Below are 18341 nucleotides of genomic sequence, written 5' to 3'. Positions count from 1 at the left end.
GTCCGGAGCGCCGGGGCGTGATGGAAGATCGCCATCAGCCCGCGCCCTTCGCAAAGGACACGTCGAGGATGTCGCCGGGCATGATTTCTGTATCCATCGTCGCGGCGACCGGCTTCTTTTGCCCCGCGACGGAGCGATAGATCTCGACGACGGTCTGAAACTGGCGATCCGTCGCCTCGGAGAGGTCGTCGCCGGCATTGAGGATCTGACTCGAAAGCGCCTCCAGTTCGGCCTTGAGCCGGGCGCGATCGATCATCGCCTCGCGCTTCTGCTGGCTGATCTCCATCCGCCAGTCGATATCGGCCGTCTTCAACTGATGCGCGATGGTCGCCCGGCTCTGCCGCGCTCGAGCCGTGAAGGCCTGGTTCTCCAGGATATCCTGCGAAGCCTGTGACTGCACATGCTCCAGCTCCTGCAGGCGCGGCAACGGCATGAGGCCTTTTTCGACCAGCGCCCTGGCCGTCTCGACCTGCTGGCCAGTCAGATTGCGCTCACCCTCCTGCAGGGTGGACTGCTGGTTCAGAACGTCGATCTCTAGATCGTAGAGCGCGAGCGCATCGCGCAAGTGAACTTGGTTCGCCGTCCATGTCTCGAGGCGGTCCTTCAGAATATCGCTGTCCAGCGCGACGAGCGCCTGCCGGTCTTGCGGCAGCACGGCGCCCGGTGCCGCGGTCGGCGCCGCCGTATCGCGTCTGACCAGTTCGGCGTCGAGGCGGGCGATGCGGCTGTTCACCTGCAGGAGCTGATAGGATGTCGTCTGCCATTTCGCCCTGAGCTCGGGGATATCGACCGAAGTGGCATTCTCTTCCTGCTCCTTGCCGGCGCCACCCGCCAGAATGAGAGCGTGGCGCACGGTCATGCCGGGCTCGAAGTCGATCGCACCGGGCCGCCGAACCTTGCCGCCGACATAAACAGGGCGATATTTCACGACTTCGACCAGGACATTCGGCGCCTTCAGAATGTCGCGCCTGATGAGTTCGCCAGCGATGCGTGCGCCGGCCTCGTCGAGCCGCAGCCCCTTGAGGTCAATGCCGCCGAGCTGGGGCATCATGATCCGGCCGTCGACATCCACCCTGCGGTCGCCATCGAACCGCGAGGCGTCGGCAACGGAAACGTGAACGGTATCGCCCGGCTCGATCAGCAGCTCGGCGAAGCATGGCGACATGCTCGCCAGAAGCGCGAGGGCGGCGAAAAGAACAGCTCGAAAATCGAACCGGCGCCGGATCGGAAGGCAAATGCGCATCATCGGGTTCTCTCGCCCTCGAGATCGTCCTTCAGCCAAAGGCACCGGTCGGGCCAGGCCTCGCGGCACGCCAGCGGCGGGTGTCAGGACGCTTTGAGGCGGCCTCCGACATTCGGCGGCCACAGGAAAAGACTAGCGGAGATGCGGGGCCGGCCGCAGTTGGGCATATGGCGCATGCCGCCGACCCGACCATCGTCCATCGTCATCAGCTTCGTGAAACGGCGCAGCCGAATGTCGCTCGCGGCTAATGCTTTCGGCGTCCGCCCCTCGTCCTTTGGCGCCGGCCCCGGATTCGATTGGCTCCGTTTCGCTCGCCGCCACCACGGACGATGCTGTGTGCCGTCGCCAGAAAGGCGGTCCGACTACGGATGACCGAGGATATCTCCGCATGTGCCGCAGGATGAACGCAGTGCCGCGACGCTGCAGACCGAGGTCCTCTCGATGACATCGATGACCGAACGGGCGGATGGCAGGCTGACGCTACGCTGGCGAACCATAGAGCTATGGGGCGCGGGCGTGTGCCTGCTGCTGCAGACGGGCGCGTTCTTTCCGTTGCTGATGGCGGGGCCGGAAGGCGAGCTCAGCGATGCCGGCAAGGCGAAGCTGCGTCTGTTGTCGCTGCCGGTCTATGCATTCACGCTCCTGATCCTGTCACAGAATGTGCGGCCATTCCTGATCGCGCTCGCGCGCAACGTGCCGCTCCAGCTGTTGACACTGCTGCCGCTTGTTTCCGTGGTCTGGTCCGTCAGCCCGTCGACGACGCTGCGGCGCGCGATCGGGCTGCTGTTCAGCATCCTCCTCGCTTATCTGCTGGCAATCCGGTTCACGCCGCGCCAGCTTCTGCTGCTGATGATGATCTCGCTCGGCATCTGCATCGTGGCGAGCCTCGGCATCGTCGTTGTTTCCCCGCGCTACGCACGCATGCCCCTCGACGGCTCGATCCGCGGGGTCTTCCTCAACAAGAACACGCTCGGCTGGTATGCCAGCATCCTGGTGCTGGTTTCCGCCGTGGTCGCGATCGATGGGTCGATGGGTTTCCGAAGAACGGCGCTTTTCCTGCTGTTCGCGGGCCTTGCCTGCCTCGCCGGGTCGACTTCGATGACAGCGATCATCGCGACGACGTCGGCGGCGTGCGTCTATGTGATCTATTCCGCGCTGCCGAAGGTACGCGGCGTCACGCGGGTCGTTTTCGTACTGGTCACGATCCAGGTGGCGGCGCTGATCCTGGTCGTGCTGCACGAATTCCTGGTACCCCTCCTCGTGGCGCTGGGAAAGGACGCGACCTTGACGGGCCGGGTGCCGCTCTGGGAACTGGTCGATGTCGAGATCAGCCGGCATCTGTTGCTCGGCTTCGGCTTCCAGTCGTTTTGGACAGAGGCCAATCCGCTCGCCTGGACAATCTGGGCCAAGGTGGGCTGGACGCCTCCGCATGCGCATAACGGCTATCGCGATATCCTGCTCAGCTTCGGCGTCGGCGGCATCGTGCTATTCGCCGGCGTCGTGATCCGCGCCATCCACCAGGGCGCCGTTCTGCAATGCCGGGCGCCTCAAGAGGGCTGGCTGTGGCTCAACGTGTTCCTGATCATGGTTCTCGTGATGAACCTGACGGAGAGCCTGTTCCTCAACCAGAATGACTGCATCGCCACGATGTTCGCGGTCGCGATCATCATGTTCTCCTATTATGCCCCTGTCCGCACGGACCAGGTCGTCCGGCCAACGCCAGAACGTGTGTCCTCGACCACGCCGCCCCCTGCCATCGACCTCGACGAGAAAAACCCATGAGCCGCGTTCCCGCCGCCGCGGCACTTGCCGGCGTTCTGCTGTGCGCCTGGCTTCCGGGTGCTTCGGCCGAGACGGCGGGCGACGACGCCGCGCCGTCGCAGATGGTGGCACCCGGCCGGTCGTTTCCGCCCGAGCTCGCGTCCGAATTCGGCAAGGCCTGGCCATGCGGTCCCGAGGCCGGCCGGCTGCCGTCCAGAACCGAGGGATCCGCATCGCCACCACAAGACGTCGTGTTTCATGTCTCGCCGGCAGGCCAGGATGATTGGAGCGGCCGTCTCGCGAAGCCGAACGACACGCGAAGCGACGGGCCCTTTGCCAGCATCGAGGCTGCACGCGATGCTGTGCGCGCGGCGGTCGTTCCAGGAAGGATCGTGGTTGGCGGCGGCGACTATTATCTGACGGCGCCCATCCTTTTCGACGCCAAGGACAAGGGTCTCGCGCTCGTCGCGGCCTGCGGCGAGACACCGGTTCTGCATGGCGGGCCGCTCGTCGCGGGATGGACGGAGACGGCCCCCGGCCGCTGGACGGCCACGCTGCCGCCCGCCAAGCGGGACAGCCGCATCCTGTCGCTGTTCGTCAACGGCGTGGCCCGTCCGCTCGCGCGCTATCCCAACGCACCGGTCGATGGAGATCCGCGCAAGGGCTGGCTGTTCGCGGCCAAGCCGACCGCCGATGCCTGGCAGGGAAACACCTCGTTTCGATTTCACCCCGGCGACCTGCCAAAAATCGCAGATCCGAGCGGGGTCGTCGCCCATATCGTCGGCGGGTTCAGCCCGGGCAGCCAGTGGGGCAGCGACACGCTGCCAGTCACCTCCATCGATGCCGCGACCGATACCGTGCATACGGAAGGGACGAGCTATTTCTTCACCGCCGAAGGGAGCCGCTATTTTCTCGCCGGGGCCGAGGCCTTTCTCGATGCCTCCGGCGAATGGTGGTTCGATGCCGCCGCTGGGAGGCTCGACTATCTTGACGATGATCCGTCATTTGCGAACGCCAGCGTCGTTGCCGGCACGCTGCCGACCTTCTTCCGGCTGCAGGAGGCCGATGGAATGCTGATCGCCGGCCTGACGCTTCGCGACGGCGCGCCGCTCGGCAGCGGCAAGTTCGGCACCGATACGCGCGGCTTCGGCGCGATCAGGCTGGAACAGGCCGACGGCGTCGCGCTGGTCAACAATGTGATCGCCGATGTTGGCGTCGGCATCCATGTCTCCGAGAGCGCCGACGTTCTGATCGCGGGGAACGAGATTGGCGATGTCGCGGGCAACGGCATCTATATCGGCACCGAATACGGCAAGTTCGGCAAATCGATCGGCGCGCGGGTTCTTGCCAACCGCATCCACAACATCGGGACGGTGTATTTCGAGAGCGCCGGCGTGTTCTTCCAGGCGGCTGACACGATCAGGATCGCGCATAACCTGATCGAGGATATGGCGCAGTTCGGCATAGCCGGCGGCTCGATCTGGGGGGCCGACGACAGTGTCCACGACGCCGTCATCGAAGACAACGAACTGCGCCGGGCCAATCAGCAGACGGCGGATGGCGGCGCCATCAAACTGATGGGCATGCAGGCCGACTCGCTCGACAGCATCATCCGCCGCAACCGGATCACCGGAACCGACCAGCTGATGAACCGGGCGGACGGAACATTTTGGCCGGCGCATTACGAGAATACCAGCGAATGGCCGACCCCCATCAGTTGGGCGATCTATCTCGATGGCAAGGCCAGCGGCGTCCTGATCGAGGACAATACCCTTGCCCAGAATGTATCGGCCATCGGCATCAATGGCGGCTGGAGCAACGTGGTCCGTGGCAACAATATCCTCGGCGGCGCCGGTTCGGCCTTCCGGATTGACGACGGAACGGGCCGCGACTGGCATCCGGACTGGGCCGAGCCGAACCGCATCGAAGATAACAGCGTCGCCGTCACCGCCGAGAACGGCCTCGCCGCCTCGGCCTATGCGCCTGGCCACGGCGCCGGCTATGTCCATTTTGCGCGCAATCGCTACAGCGGCAATCTGAACGACCGCAGCTTCCAGTATCAGCCGGATGTCATGTCGTCAGGCCAATTCGGCAGCCTCGCCGACCTGCAGCGCGCCGGCATCGACGAAGACAGCATCATCCTGCCGGCGCCTGCAGCCGCTGCCTCGCCGGCACCGACGCCATAGTCGCGTCAGGGCTCCGCCGTGGCCCGGCGGACTACCCATCGGACGCACAGCACACAACATCGAAGTCCCATGCATCCGTCATTCGGCCGTCGGGGCCCCGTCAGCCCATTGCTGGGGCGGCTCGTTGGCGTTGCCTTGTTCCCGGACCATACTCCCTTCGCCGGATGGATGGCGCCGGGAAGCCCTCGATCCACCATAGGAAGTAGACGGCGCCCCATCGGGCAATGCCCGTTTTGGTCGGGTTTCAGGGCTCCGGAAACCGGCTATTTGAAAGATGTTCGATAGCAACGGCAACAACATCTCACGATCCGAGGGCCGCTCAACGATGCCGATCAATTCAAGCATCATCGCAGACGACGTCGTTATTTCTTATCCGGATCTCGTCAATATCTATGGCTGCCAGATCGGCGCTGGATCACGGGTCGGACCTTTCGTCGAAATCCAGAAGGGCAGCACCATCGGTCGGCGCTGCAAGATCTCGTCGCATTCCTTCATCTGTGAGGGTGTCACGATCGAGGACGAGGTGATGGTGGCGCATGGCGTCATGTTCACCAATGGCCTCTATCCGCGCTCGACCAACGAGGACGGCTCGCTGCAGCGCGATGGCGACTGGGAGTGCACACCGACCCTGGTGAAATGCGGCGCCTCGCTCGGCTCGAATTCGACCATCGTCTGCGGCGTCACCATCGGCGCCCAGGCCCTGGTCGGCGCGGGGGCGGTGGTCACGCGGGATGTTCCGGACTTCGCGATCGTCGCCGGCGTGCCTGCGCGCGTCATCGGCGACGTGCGGTTCGGACGACCGGAAGCGCCGCATCCCAACAGTTTGCGAAACACGAATGGCGGACATTCTGGAGCCGAGGTGAACGAACCATGCCAGGCATAGGTCTGATCGGATACGGCTATTGGGGGCCGAACCTCGCCCGGGCGATCGCCGAAGTCGACGCTGCCGCCCTTTGCGCGATCGCCGACTTCTCACCGGCTGCGCTCGAGCGCGCCGGCCGCCGCCATCCTTCGGCACGGCTTGTGACCGATTGGCGCGATCTCGTCGCGGATCCGTCGATCGACGCCGTCGTCATCTCGACGCCGGTGAGCACGCATTTCGACATGGCCCTCGCCGCGCTCCGCGCCGGAAAGCATGTCCTCGTCGAAAAGCCGATCACCGACAATGTCTTCAAGGCGGCGCTGCTGGTCGAGGAGGCGGCACGCCGCTCGCTCACCCTGATGGTCGATCACACGTTCATCTACACCGGTGCCGTGCGGAAGATCAAAGATCTGATCACGGATGGTTCGATCGGTGATGTCTATTGCTATGACGCGACGCGGGTCAACCTTGGCCTGCTCCAGAAAGACGTCAGCGTCATCTGGGATCTTGCGGTTCACGACTTCGCGATCCTCGATTTTCTCATCGATGCTCGCCCCGTCGCGATTTCGGCCAGCGCCGCGGCCTTCCTGCCCGACAGCCCCGAAACGATGGCCCACCTCTCCATCTATTTCGACGACGGCGCCATGGCGCATCTCAACGTCAACTGGATGTCGCCGGTGAAAATCCGCCAGACGCTGATCAGCGGCCGGCAGCGCATGATCATCTATGACGACATGCAGAATAGCGAGAAGATCAAAGTCTATGATCGCGGCGTGGACCTCGCCGAGAACCTCGAGAACGTCCACGAAAGACGCGTCTCCTATCGCATGGGCGAGATGTGGGCCCCGGCGATCTCGACCAAGGAAGCGCTCGTCACCGAGATCGAGCAATTCGTTCACAGCATCGAAGGCAAGGGCCGGCCGCCCTCCGACGGCGAAAGCGGATTGCGCGTCGTCGAGATGCTGGCTGCGGCCACCCGCTCGGCCGCACTGCGCGGCCAACCGATGGAACTTGTCGACCTGAGGCGTGCATCATGATCCCCTTTCTCGACCTTCGCGCGCAATATGCCTCGATCGGTCCGGAGCTCGAGGCCGCCGTGATCGCGGCCATGCGCGACGGCAACTTCGTCCTCGGGGAGCGCGTCGAGCGCTTCGAGGACAACTTCGCCGCCTATTGCGGTACGGACCATGCCGTCGCGGTCAATTCCGGCACATCGGCGCTGCATCTGGCCCTTCTCGCCGCCGGCATCGGGCCGGGCGACGAAGTGATCACGGTGCCGGCCACCTTCGTCGCGACGACGGCTGCCATCGTCTATACGGGTGCGACACCTGTCTATGTCGATATCGATCCGGTCACCTGGACGATGGCGCCCGAACTCATCGCCGACAAGGTGACCAGCCGGACCAAGGCGATCATGCCCGTCCATCTGCATGGACGGCTGGCCGACATGGCGTCGATCTGCGCCATCGCCCGCCTTCTCGGCCTGCTGGTGATCGAGGATGCCGCGCAAGCCCATGGCGCCGAACGCGATGGCACGCGCGCCGGCGCCTTCGGCGATATCGGCTGCTTCAGCTTCTATCCCGGCAAGAATCTCGGCGCGTGTGGTGAGGGCGGCATCGTGACCACCAGTCGCGACGACTTCGCGGCCGTCATCCGCTCGCTGCGCGATTGGGGCCAGGAGGGCAAGTACAACCATGTCCGCCACGGCTTCAACTTCCGGATGGACTCGATCCAGGGCGCAGTGCTCGATGTGAAGCTGCCCCATCTCGACCGTTGGAACAGCCAGCGCCGGCGCGTCGCCAACCTCTATCACGACGGACTTCGCGGCCCGCTCGGCCTTCCCGCCGGGCCAATCGGCCTCGACCACGCCTGCCACGTCTATGCCGTCCGGACCGCGGATCGCGCCGATCTCAAGGCTGCGCTCGGCGATGCCGGCATAGCGACGGGCATCCACTATCCGGTGCCGGTTCATCTCCAGCCGGCCTATGCGCAGCTTGGCTATCACGCCGGCGACTTCCCGGTCTCGGAAGCGCTGGCCCTTCAATCGCTGTCGCTGCCTCTCTTTCCCGAACTCACGGACGACCAGGTCGCCTTCATCATCGATGTCGTCAACGAGGCGACGATGCAGGACCTCGTCCGAACCGCCTGAACGCTTGAGGAGACACTCGTGAACATGCTGAACGGGGCGCGTGTCCTGGTGACCGGCGGTGCCGGCTTCGTCGGGTCTCACATCGTCGATCAACTGGTGGCCGCAGGCTGCCGCGAGATCGTCGTCGTCGACAATATGGTGCGCGGGCGGATGGCCAATCTCGCCGGCGCCCTCGAATCCGGCCGGGTCGCGGTCATCGAAGGTGATATCCGCGATACCGGGCTGATGCGCGAGCTCGTCGCCAACACCGATACGGTGTTTCATCAGGCGGCGCTCAGGATCACGCATTGCGCTGCCGAACCGGACCAGGCGATGCAGGTCATGGTCGATGCCACCTACCAGCTGCTGCGCCTCTGCACCGATCTGAAGGTTCGCAAGGTCGTCATGGCCTCGTCGGCATCGATCTATGGCATGGCGGAGCATTTCCCGACCACGGAGAGCGATCATCCTTACGCGAACAGGACGCTCTATGGCGCTGCCAAGTCTTTCGGAGAGGGCCTGCTGCGCTCGTTCAACGATATGTACGGGCTCGACTATGTCGCGCTCCGCTATTTCAACGTCTACGGCCCACGCATGGATATTCACGGACGCTATACCGAAGTCATGGTCCGCTGGATGGAGCGCATCGAAGCCGGCGAGCCGCCGCTGATCTTCGGCGATGGCCTGCAGACGATGGACATGATCCACGTCACCGACGTGGCGCGCGCCAACATCCTGGCTGCCTGTGCGCCTGCCACCGACGCGGTGTTCAATGTCGGATCGGGCACCGAAACCTCGCTTCTTGAGCTCGCCCGGATCTTCGCCGTCGCCATGGGGCGGCCGGCCCTGCAGCCGGTCCACCAGGAAGCGCGCGCGATCAATCCCGTGCCGCGCCGGCTCGCCTCGACCACCGCGGCGGAAGCGGCGCTCGGTTTCCGCACGCTCGTCGACAAGCAGGAAGGGATCGCCGATCTCGTCGCCTGGTGGCGCAGCGAGATGCAGGCCCAGAAGCTCGAGGAGATGGCATCGTGATCCCGATCGCAAAACCCCTGCTCGGCCAGGAGGAAGCCGACGCGGCCAGCCGGACCATCCTTTCCGGCTGGCTGACGCAAGGGCCGCAGGTGGCCGCCTTCGAGGCGGAATTCGCGGCGCTTGTCGGCGTCGAGCATGCCTGCGCCGTGTCCAACTGCACCGTCGCCCTCCATCTCGCGCTGCTGGCGCTCGAAATCGGCGAAGGCGACGAGGTCGTCACCGTCAGCCACACCTTCATCGCGACCGCCAACGCCATCCGGCAATGCGGCGCGACGCCCGTCTTCGTCGATATCGGACCCGACGGCTTCAACATGGATCCGAAGCTGATCGCGCGAGCGATCACCGCGCGCACCAAGGCAATCCTCTGCGTGCATCAGATGGGCATGCCATGCGACATGCGCTCCATCATGCGCGTCGCCCGCGCGCACGGGCTCCCCGTCATCGAGGATGCCGCCTGCGCGATCGGATCGCAGATCCGCGTCGGAGCCGACTGGCAGCCGATCGGCGCGCCGCAAGGCGATATCGTCTGCTTCTCCTTTCATCCCCGCAAGGTGCTAACCGTCGGCGATGGCGGCATGCTGACGACCCGCAATCCGAAATGGGACGCGCTTTTCCGCCTTTGGCGCCAGCATGGCATGTCGGTTTCCGACACGGTGCGCCATGACAGCCGCAAGGTCGTCTTCGAGAGCTATCCGGTTCGCGGCTTCAACTACCGGATGACGGATATCCAGGCAGCCGTCGGGCGCGAACAGCTGAAACGACTGCCACAGATCATCGCCGCACGGCGGCGGAAAGCCGAAATCTACACCGCGGCGATCGCGCGTATCGATGGCCTCATCGCGCCGCACGAGCCGGACTGGGCTATGTCCAACTGGCAGAGTTACTGCGTGATGCTGGCGCCATGGCTGGATCAACGCGCGATCATGCAGGCGATGCTCGACGAAGGCATTTCCACGCGCCGCGGCATCATGTGCGTGCACATGGAAGACGCCTATGCCGATCTGCCGACACCGCATTCGCTGCGCCGGTCGGAAATCGCCCGCGACCAGTCGATCATCCTGCCGCTCTATCCTCAGCTCACGAATGAGGAGCAGTTGAAGGTCATCGAGACGCTCGCCGATGCGGTTCAGAAATCCGCCCGCTCCCGTGTCCTGGCGACCCAATCCTCATGACGCTGGAACCCGCGGAAACCAATCCCGGCCTCGAGGACGAGATGCTGCACAGCATGAGGCGCCGCATCGACATCCTGCAGCTCGACCTCTCGAAGCTTCAAGTCGTCACCGAGGCGGCGACGGGCGCCTATGCCTCCACCGCCGTGATCGCAGCGATCGCCGGCGCGGAGGTGCATGCCTGCGCGCGCGATACCGTTCATCACGGCAGCGCCCGCGACGCGATCGAGGCAACGCGCAGGCTGGCCCGGATCGCCGGCGTCGAAGCGCGGATATCCTTCTCCATCGGGATTTCGACGGCAGCTTTGAACAGCTGCAGCATTCTCACCAATTCGGGCCGCCTTCGCCCGATCACTCGCGACATCATCAGGTTTCTGCCGCATGAGGCGGTGATCGCCCTGATGTTCGAGGCGTGGGAGTTTCGTGGGACCGATTTCGATCTGCAGGCCTGCCGCGACCGCGGGATCCGCATCGCCGCAGTCAACGAGCGTCACCCCGACGTCGCCGTGTTCCCGTTCTTGGGGCCGCTTTGCGTGCGCCTGCTGCGCGATGGCGACCTGAACGTCGCCGACAAGCGCGTTGCCGTGCTCTGCGACAATCCCTTCGCCGACTTTCTGATCGAGGGACTTCAGGAGGCCGGCGCCACGGCCGAGCTGTTCGATGATATCACGCCGATGCGGGAGGGCGCCTGGGATGCCGTGCTCCTGTCCCTGACGCCGCGCGAGCGGCCCCTTGGGCGGGCATCCCTCGATATGATTGCCCGCCGCGCGCCTGGCGCTCTGCTGGCCCAGTTCTGGGGCGATATCGACCGCTCCGCCGCACGATCAGCCGGCCTCCGCCTCTGGCCCCTGACTGAACCCGGCCGAGGGCATATGGGCATCCTGCTCAACCGCCTCGGTCCGGAGCCGATCATTCGCCTGCAGGCTGGCAGCCTCAAGGCCGCCGAGATCGTCTATCGCGGCGCGCCGCAGCCCGCAGACGGCATCGCTTCGCTTCTATAGCGAACGAACGCAAAACCCAGCATAGAATCGCGCCGGCGGCATGCCGGTGGCAGCGATCAGCGCGGCCTTTGCCCGGATGAGGTGGGCCGCCCGCGCGCCAGACTGCCAGGCAGCCAGCGTCGTGCCGCCATTGCCTGGCGAAATCCGGTTACGACCCGGCACAGGCTGAATCTGTCGATGCGTGATCGCCTATGGACCATCGAGGCTTCCCCGAAAGCCTCAGCAAGATGATCCAGCGGCCGCGGCAGGGGCCCGCATCCCCGTCGCGACCCTTTGTCAGCCTAGCGCGGTGAGTCCCCTTCCGGAAGGAACATGCCGTTGGTCATGAAGGCCACTTCGGTCCGGTTTCGGGCGTTGAGCTTCTTCATGATGTTGCGGATGTGAACCTTGACGGTGCATTCCCCCATATTGAGCTCATAGGCGATCAGCTTGTTCGGCTGGCCGCGACGCAGCGCCTTGACGACCTCCGCCTGCCGCGCCGTGAAGAGCGAGCGCTCGCCTTCCTTGCGCGAGGCCACCTGATCAGCGGCCGAACGGCTCTTCAGCAGCGCACTGGCCGGAATGAACACCCCGCCGGCACGAACCAGCCTGATAGCCTTGACGGCCACATCGAGATTGATGCTGCTCGGAATATATCCGCTGGCACCATGCTCGATCGCATCCAGCATCTGATCCGGATTTTCGCTGTCCGACATGATGATGAACCGAGCCAGCGGATCGATCATCTTCATCCTTGCCAGATCGCGATGAAGCACATTCTCAGTTGCCGTCGCTCCCACCGCACAAAGTAGTACGATGGATCCCCCTACGCCTCGATCAAACCGCTGCCATTCATCCACATCGGCGAATGTCAGGATGGCGCAGTCGCGTTCGATATCGCAAAGGCACCGCGCCAGACAATCCCGCGCAAACGCATTCTCATCGATAATGGAGATACTGTCCTTTGTATAAGAATTTTCTGACAGATCATCCTCATTTCTACCACTATCGATAGCGTCTACCGGCAGTGCTTCAATCAGGTTCATTTTATGTGGAACGGACTTATCCCTGTTCATCAACATTTTGACATACCCGATTGTTAGTGTGTCGAATAATTCCCTGCCCAGTGGCCTCTGCTCCTCGTCCGAAAAATGCCGTCGGTAGGGGACGAGTTCGAAAGCTTAACAAAATGGAACTTATAGCAGTTCCACAAATCTATCAACCTCGATCGCGGTAGAGATGCACCGACATGAGGCTTATTCCCCTCTTCCACCAAATGAACTACTCATATCAGCCACATCCGAAGGCCTTATCGCGCCCACCATCATGGTTAAATCGCGCATCTCTGGCCTTCGACGCATAAAATGATGCCCTGCGACATCGATAGTGCGGTGCAGCATAATATTCTTATCCATCGAAGTCCAACCGATTCTCTAGTCAACGGCATATGGCTGAGATCACAGCCTATTTATACTGGATGACTGTACAGTCGCCTCGCGGCGCAGCAATCGGCGGGTGTATGCTGCAACCGGCCCAACCTCGCCGTTCCAGGAGGTTCAGCCGCGATCGGCCAGAAGGCGCATAGCGCCCAGGCCACGGGTGCAGGCCGAGAAGCAACAGCCGTTCAGAAAAGCCGCACCTGACGCGGTTTCCGTCGACGCAGGAGGATTTGGCAGCCGGACGAGACTTCGGCGTGAGAGCATCGCTGTATGGAAAGCGTTGCGCGGCTGTTGACCTTGGTCAGCCAAATTGACCTTGCGGCGATGCTGTGCATCAGCCGCGTTGTTCTCGACCTAGCCCTTTTGGCTGAAGTCTCGGTCAGGGCTCGCGAATGGCGCTGTCGAGCCCGCGCGTGATCGGGTAAAGGAAGTAGGACATGACCGTTCGGCGTCCGACCTTGATCTCGGATGAGACCGACATGCCGGGCAGCAGCGAGACGGGCGCGCCATCCGCCTGAAGCCGGCTGTCCGCGAGCGCGACGCGGGCACGGAAATAGGGCAGCGGAGACTGGCCAATGGCGGCCTCCTGCTGGCTGGGGGTAAAGGCGTCGCGGCTGATGGTGCGAATCGTCCCTTCCGCCGTCCCATATTTCTGGAAAGGATAAGCGTCGAACTTGACCCGCACCGTATCGCCGGTCTCGATGCGGCCAATGTCGCGCGCATTGATCGAGACCTCGGCTTCGAGCGGCACATTGAGCGGCACGAGCGTGACGATCGGCTCCGCCTCGCGCACCACCGAACCGATCGAGCGCTGCGCGAGGTCGAGGACGACGGCATCGGCCGGCGCGGTCAAGGCGATGAGGTTGCGACGAAGCTTCATCTTCTTGAGCTCTTCGTCGACCGTGTCGCGCTGATTGCGGACCTCGACCAGCTTCTCCATCGTGGTGCGACGAAAGTCGTCGAGGAAGGCCTGCCGGTCTGCCTTGAGCTTGGCGAGAAGATGGGTGCCCTGCTCGCGCTTGCCGTGCAGCGCCACGATGCTCGCGTCGACATCGAGGCGGGCATCGCGCGAGCTCAGGAGGTTGAGCAGCGAGCCGAATTCCTTTTTGTAGAGCGTGTCCCGCGCCGTCTCGATGAGCTGCAGGTTATCGCGCCGTACGACGAGAATCGCCTCCTGCTCCGTGCCCGACTTAAGATCTGCCGCCTGCCCGGCGATCTGCTGCTCGAAATTCTGCAGCTGCGAGAGCCGGAAGGCGCGCCTTTGGCCGAACAGCTCGACCTGCAACAGCTCATCGGGCGTACTACCTGCCTCCAGCCCGTAATCCTCGTCGCGGATCTCCGCCTCCATCCGCTTCACCTGCGCGTCGAACGCCCGGAATTTCGCCTGGAGTTGGTCGACGTCGGATTGGCTGAAAGTCGCGTCGAGCCGAGCCAGGGTCTGGCCCGCGCGGACGGTCTCGCCAACGGCGACGTCGATCGAACGGATGATCGAGGTCTCCAGGGGCTGGACGATGATGGTCGGCTTGGTGGTGACGAGCTTGCCCGGCGCGACCACGACCTCGTCGACTGACGCGAGCGAGGCCCATACAGCGGTCGAGCCCAGCAGCGCCATGATGCCGTAGAGGGTGATCCGCGCCACGCGTGGCGGGTCGCGCTCTTCAAGCTCGAGCGCGTCGGATTGAAACTCTGCAATGACGGCGCGATGCACCGGCACCGGCACGAGCGAAGGGCGCCGGCCGTGCGGAACCGGCTCGCTCCCTTCCGTCGATCGGACATTGGCGTTCATGCGACCTGCCTCGTCTGCTGCGACCAGAGATGGCGGTAGGTCGAACAGCGCGCGACGAGCGCGTCATGCCGTCCGAGATCGGCGATGCGGCCGCGCTCGATGACGAGAATCGCGTCGGCATCGGTCAGCGTCGAAAGGCGGTGCGAGACGATGATCACCGTGCGCCCCTCGGCGATGCGCCTGAGATTCTGGCGGATGATCGCCTCGCTGTCGGGATCGAGCGCGCTCGTCGCCTCGTCGAGGATCAGTAGGCGCGGATTGGTGATCAGCGCGCGGGCGATCGCGAGGCGCTGCTTCTGGCCGCCGGAGAGGTTCGAGGCATTTTCTTCCAGCATGGTCTCGAGACCGCGCGGCAGGCGCTCGATAAATTCGTCGGCGCCGGCAACCCGGGCGGCCTCGGCGATCTCCTCGATGCTCGCGTCGGGCTTGGCCGCCGCGATATTGTCGCGCACCGAGCCTCGAAACAGGAAGCTGTCCTGAAGGACGACGCCGATGCTCTTGCGCAGGTGCACCAGATCGAGTTCGCGGCTGTCATAGCCGTCGATGCGCACGAGCCCTTGCTGGATGCTGTAGAGGCCCTGGATGAGCCGCGTGACGGTCGTCTTGCCAGATCCGCTCTTGCCGACGATGCCGAAGACCGATCCTGCCGGAACTGTGAAGGAGACATCGTCGAGCGCGGGCGCGCCATCGGTGCCGTAACGGAAGGAGACATTGGCGAACTCGACCCGGCCGGCAAGACGTGGCTGCAGGCCGCGGCCCCGGCCGAAATTCTCCCGGCGCTGGTTCATGATCTCGCCGAGCATGCGCACCGACAGCGCGACGTCCTGGTATTCGTGAACCATGGTCACGATCTGGACCAGCGGCCCCGAGACACGGCCAGTCAGCATGTTGAACGCGACCAATGCACCGATGGTCATGCTGCCGTTGAAGACGTCGAGCGCGCCGAGCCCGATGATCGCGACACTCATCAGCTTTTCGAGCAGACCGGTGACCGCCTGTGCCACCGTCGAGATCTTCTCGACCCGGAAGCGGACCGAGACTGATTGCGCCGATCCATCGTCCCAGATGCGGCGCTGGCGCGGCTCGAGCGCCAGCGACTTGACGGTACGCATGCCATGCACGGTTTCAACGAGCTGGGCCTGGCGCTCGCCCTCCGCCTCGTAGAGCGCCTTGAGGCGCCGGCGGAACGGACCGACCAGCAGCATCACGACCAGACCGACCAGCGCCGTGAAGCCGAGCACGACCAGGGTCAGCTTGACGCTGTAGAGAAACAGGATCGGCAGGAAGACGAACAGCGACAGGCCATCGAGAAGCGTCAAGAACAGGCGCCCGGTCAGGAACTCGCGAATGCGCCCCACCTGCTGCATGTGCTTGACGAGCACGCCGGCCGAGGTCTGCTCGAACAGGGCGATCGGCAGGTCGAGCAGATGGCCGAACGTCCGCGTTGCGACGCGGATGTCGATCTTGTTGGTCGCGTACAGCAGCAGATAGCGGCGCAGGAACGTGAAAGCGGCATCGAAGAACAGCGCCGCGCCGACGCCGATCGTCAGCACGGTCAGCGTGGCATAACTCTGATGGACCAGAACCTTGTCGATGACGATCTGGAAGAAGATCGGCGTCGCCAGTCCGAGCGCGTAGAGCACGAGCGCTGCAAGCGCCACATCGCGAAACAGCCTGCGCTGGCGGACGATCTCGGGAATGAACCAGCGGAACCCGAAGGGCTGGTTCTCGTCGAGCAGCCCATGCGAGCGCTTCATGAGGATCGCCGTGCCGTCCCAGACCCGCGCGAGACGGGCCTCGTCAAGCAGCAGCATTTCGGGCCGGACGGCGAGTGGATCGAGAACGCGGACCTGCGTCTCGCCATTGCTCTCCACGACCCCGGCGATCACCACCCAGTTGCCGTTCTCGAGCCGCGCCAGGATCGGATAGGCTCCGCCGAGCTTTGTCAGGGACTTCCAGCTCAGGGGCGTGTGCTTCGCGCGGAGACCTGCCTCCTTCGCCATGCGCAGCAACTGCCGCGCGGCGACCGGAGACCCGTCAAGGGCATGATCATGCATCAACCTCTCGGGCGAGAGGTCGACCCCGTGGTGACGGGCGACAAGGGCCAGGCATTGAAGCCCGGTATGAGGGTTGCCGGCCATGATCTGCCCTCAACAGGGGTGCTACGGGTCAGTTGAAGTTCGGCGAGGCATTGGCGGTTGCCGCCTCCCGGTGGATCTCCGGAACCGGGGCCTTCTGCAGATCCGCAATCCTGCGGATAGCGCCGGCCTCGACCAGGCCGTTCAGGGCCTTCTGCAGCAGATCCATCGAATTGGCGAAGGCATCGACCGGCATGATCACGCGCTGACGGAAGACGGCCTTCGGATTGTTGTTCCCGTCGCGCTCCTCGGGCGAAAGGCTCACGAAATCGATCCGTACGATCGAGCCGGTGATCGTGATCTCGCCAACACCGTCGGCATAGAGTTCGTCAGACATGGCACTCTCCATAAGTGGACTTCAGGGAACAGGGACGGCTGGCAGCCGGCCGATCAGGGATGCAGCGCCGCCTGCCAGGGCGGGAACGGATCGACGAGATGGGCGGCGGATGCCGGATCGAAGCCGGTCTCGGGTCCGACAAGGGCAGCGTCGAGCACCCCGCGCAGCGCCGCTTCGTCGAGCCTCGTGCCGATGAAGACAAGCTCCTGGCGGCGGTCGCCCCAGCCGGCGCTCCAATGGCGATCGATCAAAGCGCGAAAGGCCGGGTTCGCCGGCCATGCGGCCCGTGGCACCGTGGCCCACCAGAAACCCTTTTGATCGACGCGGCGCTGAGCCCCGGCGATCGAAAGCAGCCCGACCTGATCCGGCCGCGTCGCCAGCCAGAAATGGCCCTTCGCGCGCAGAAGCCCTGGCCAATCCATCTCGAGCGCGGCATGAAATCGGGCCGGATCGAACGGGCGCCGCGCGCGATAGACGAAGCTGCGGATGCCGTATTCCTCGGTCTCGGGCACATGGTCCGAAGATCCGAATAGTTCCTTGTGCCACAGAGGGTGGCGCGCCGCCTTGGCGGCATCAAACAGCCCGGTATCGAGGACGGCACTCGCCGGCAGATCGCCGTAGTCGGTTTCGATCACGCGGGCATCGGCATTCAGCGCCGCGATGATGCGGCGGACGGCCAGGCGGTCCGCGGTGCTCGCCGAAGAGATCTTGTTGACCACCACGATATCGGCGAACTCGACCTGCTCGACCAGGAGGTCGGTCAGGCTGCGGAGATCGTCGACGTCCCGGCTTTCCCCATGGTCGGCGAGGCGGTCGGGGCTGCCATAGAGTGCGAGGAAGTTCGCGGCATCCACGACCGTAACCATGGTGTCGAGCCGCGCGATGTCCGCGAGCGCGGCGCCGGTCTGGTCGCGAAACGAAAACGTGGCCGCAATCGGCAGCGGCTCGGCGATTCCCGTCCCCTCGATCAGCAGATAGTCAAAGCGACCCTCGCCGGCCAGGCGACGAACCTCGCCGAGGAGGTCGTCCCGCAATGTGCAGCAGATGCAGCCATTCGACAGCTCGACCAGCGTTTCCTCGGTTCGCGAGAGGTTGCCGCCGTCGCGGACGAGGTCGGCGTCGATATTGACCTCGCTCATGTCGTTGACGATGACCGCGACGCGCCGTCCTTCGCGATTAGACAGAATATGGTTGAGGATCGTCGTCTTGCCCGATCCCAGGAAGCCGGTGAGAACCGTGACGGGGAGCCGGTGATCCTGAGCGGAAGGAAGCGCCATGCC

The 18341-nt window shown here is 64.2% G+C and carries 14 protein-coding genes; 8 read left to right on the top strand and 6 right to left on the bottom strand.

The genetic code is table 11. The features are described 5' to 3' along the window. Window positions 1–34: 34 nt before the first annotated feature. On the bottom strand, window positions 35–1246 hold the full coding sequence (locus tag LB518_RS07045; protein ID WP_224574881.1) for a polysaccharide biosynthesis/export family protein: 1212 nt from the start codon (window positions 1244–1246) through the stop codon (window positions 35–37). 438 nt (window positions 1247–1684) lie between these two features. Here LB518_RS07045 and LB518_RS07040 point away from each other — a divergent pair, with 438 nt between their 5' ends. The 8 genes from LB518_RS07040 (at window position 1685) to LB518_RS07005 (ending at window position 11382) form a co-directional block, all read left to right on the top strand. Continuing rightward, on the top strand, window positions 1685–3025 hold the full coding sequence (locus LB518_RS07040) for an O-antigen ligase family protein (protein ID WP_286198626.1): 1341 nt from the start codon (window positions 1685–1687) through the stop codon (window positions 3023–3025). Beyond that, window positions 3022–5190 (top strand): right-handed parallel beta-helix repeat-containing protein, encoded by a 2169-nt coding sequence (locus LB518_RS07035; RefSeq protein WP_224574869.1) that lies wholly within the window; start codon window positions 3022–3024, stop codon window positions 5188–5190. The genes LB518_RS07040 and LB518_RS07035 overlap by 4 nt, the downstream gene beginning before the upstream one ends. 325 nt (window positions 5191–5515) lie before the next feature. Next, on the top strand, window positions 5516–6073 hold the full coding sequence (locus LB518_RS07030) for an acyltransferase (RefSeq protein WP_224574867.1): 558 nt from the start codon (window positions 5516–5518) through the stop codon (window positions 6071–6073). Continuing rightward, a complete protein-coding gene (locus LB518_RS07025) occupies window positions 6061–7089 on the top strand; it encodes a Gfo/Idh/MocA family protein (protein ID WP_224574865.1) in 1029 nt (342 codons plus the stop codon). Before LB518_RS07030 ends, LB518_RS07025 begins: the two co-directional genes overlap by 13 nt. Beyond that, entirely contained in the window at window positions 7086–8201 is a 1116-nt protein-coding gene (locus LB518_RS07020; RefSeq protein WP_224574863.1) for a DegT/DnrJ/EryC1/StrS family aminotransferase, read from the top strand. The genes LB518_RS07025 and LB518_RS07020 overlap by 4 nt, the downstream gene beginning before the upstream one ends. Window positions 8202–8228: 27 nt before the next feature. Further along, window positions 8229–9212: an SDR family NAD(P)-dependent oxidoreductase gene (locus tag LB518_RS07015; protein WP_224575744.1), complete on the top strand. Its 984-nt coding sequence runs from the start codon at window positions 8229–8231 to the stop codon at window positions 9210–9212. Continuing rightward, the gene (locus LB518_RS07010; protein WP_224574861.1) at window positions 9209–10384 is read left to right on the top strand and encodes a DegT/DnrJ/EryC1/StrS family aminotransferase; all 1176 of its coding nucleotides are present in this window, start codon (window positions 9209–9211) and stop codon (window positions 10382–10384) included. The genes LB518_RS07015 and LB518_RS07010 overlap by 4 nt, the downstream gene beginning before the upstream one ends. After that, on the top strand, window positions 10381–11382 hold the full coding sequence (locus tag LB518_RS07005; protein ID WP_224574859.1) for a hypothetical protein: 1002 nt from the start codon (window positions 10381–10383) through the stop codon (window positions 11380–11382). Before LB518_RS07010 ends, LB518_RS07005 begins: the two co-directional genes overlap by 4 nt. Before the next feature lie 281 nt (window positions 11383–11663). Here the strand turns inward: LB518_RS07005 and LB518_RS07000 are convergent, their stop codons facing one another. The 5 genes from LB518_RS07000 to LB518_RS06980 all read right to left on the bottom strand — a co-directional run bounded on the left by LB518_RS07000 (window position 11664) and on the right by LB518_RS06980 (window position 18338). Beyond that, window positions 11664–12437, bottom strand: a complete 774-nt coding sequence (locus LB518_RS07000) for a response regulator transcription factor (RefSeq protein ID WP_224574857.1) — start codon at window positions 12435–12437, stop codon at window positions 11664–11666. 742 nt (window positions 12438–13179) lie between these two features. Next, window positions 13180–14586 carry an HlyD family type I secretion periplasmic adaptor subunit gene (locus tag LB518_RS06995; protein ID WP_224574854.1) on the bottom strand — a complete coding sequence of 469 codons (1407 nt, stop codon included), beginning with the start codon at window positions 14584–14586 and terminating at the stop codon, window positions 13180–13182. Further along, window positions 14583–16727: a peptidase domain-containing ABC transporter gene (locus LB518_RS06990; protein WP_224574852.1), complete on the bottom strand. Its 2145-nt coding sequence runs from the start codon at window positions 16725–16727 to the stop codon at window positions 14583–14585. The genes LB518_RS06995 and LB518_RS06990 overlap by 4 nt, the downstream gene beginning before the upstream one ends. Window positions 16728–16755: 28 nt before the next feature. After that, window positions 16756–17061, bottom strand: coding sequence for a hypothetical protein (locus LB518_RS06985; protein WP_224574850.1), 306 nt, complete (start codon window positions 17059–17061; stop codon window positions 16756–16758). A 53-nt stretch (window positions 17062–17114) separates the two neighbouring features. Further along, entirely contained in the window at window positions 17115–18338 is a 1224-nt protein-coding gene (locus LB518_RS06980) for a GTP-binding protein (RefSeq protein ID WP_224574848.1), read from the bottom strand. Window positions 18339–18341: the final 3 nt, after the last annotated feature.

The organism is Mesorhizobium sp. BR1-1-16 (assembly GCF_020165495.1).
In the GTDB taxonomy this organism is placed as follows: Bacteria; Pseudomonadota; Alphaproteobacteria; order Rhizobiales; family Kaistiaceae; genus Kaistia.
This window is presented reverse-complemented; position numbering and strand designations above follow the sequence as displayed.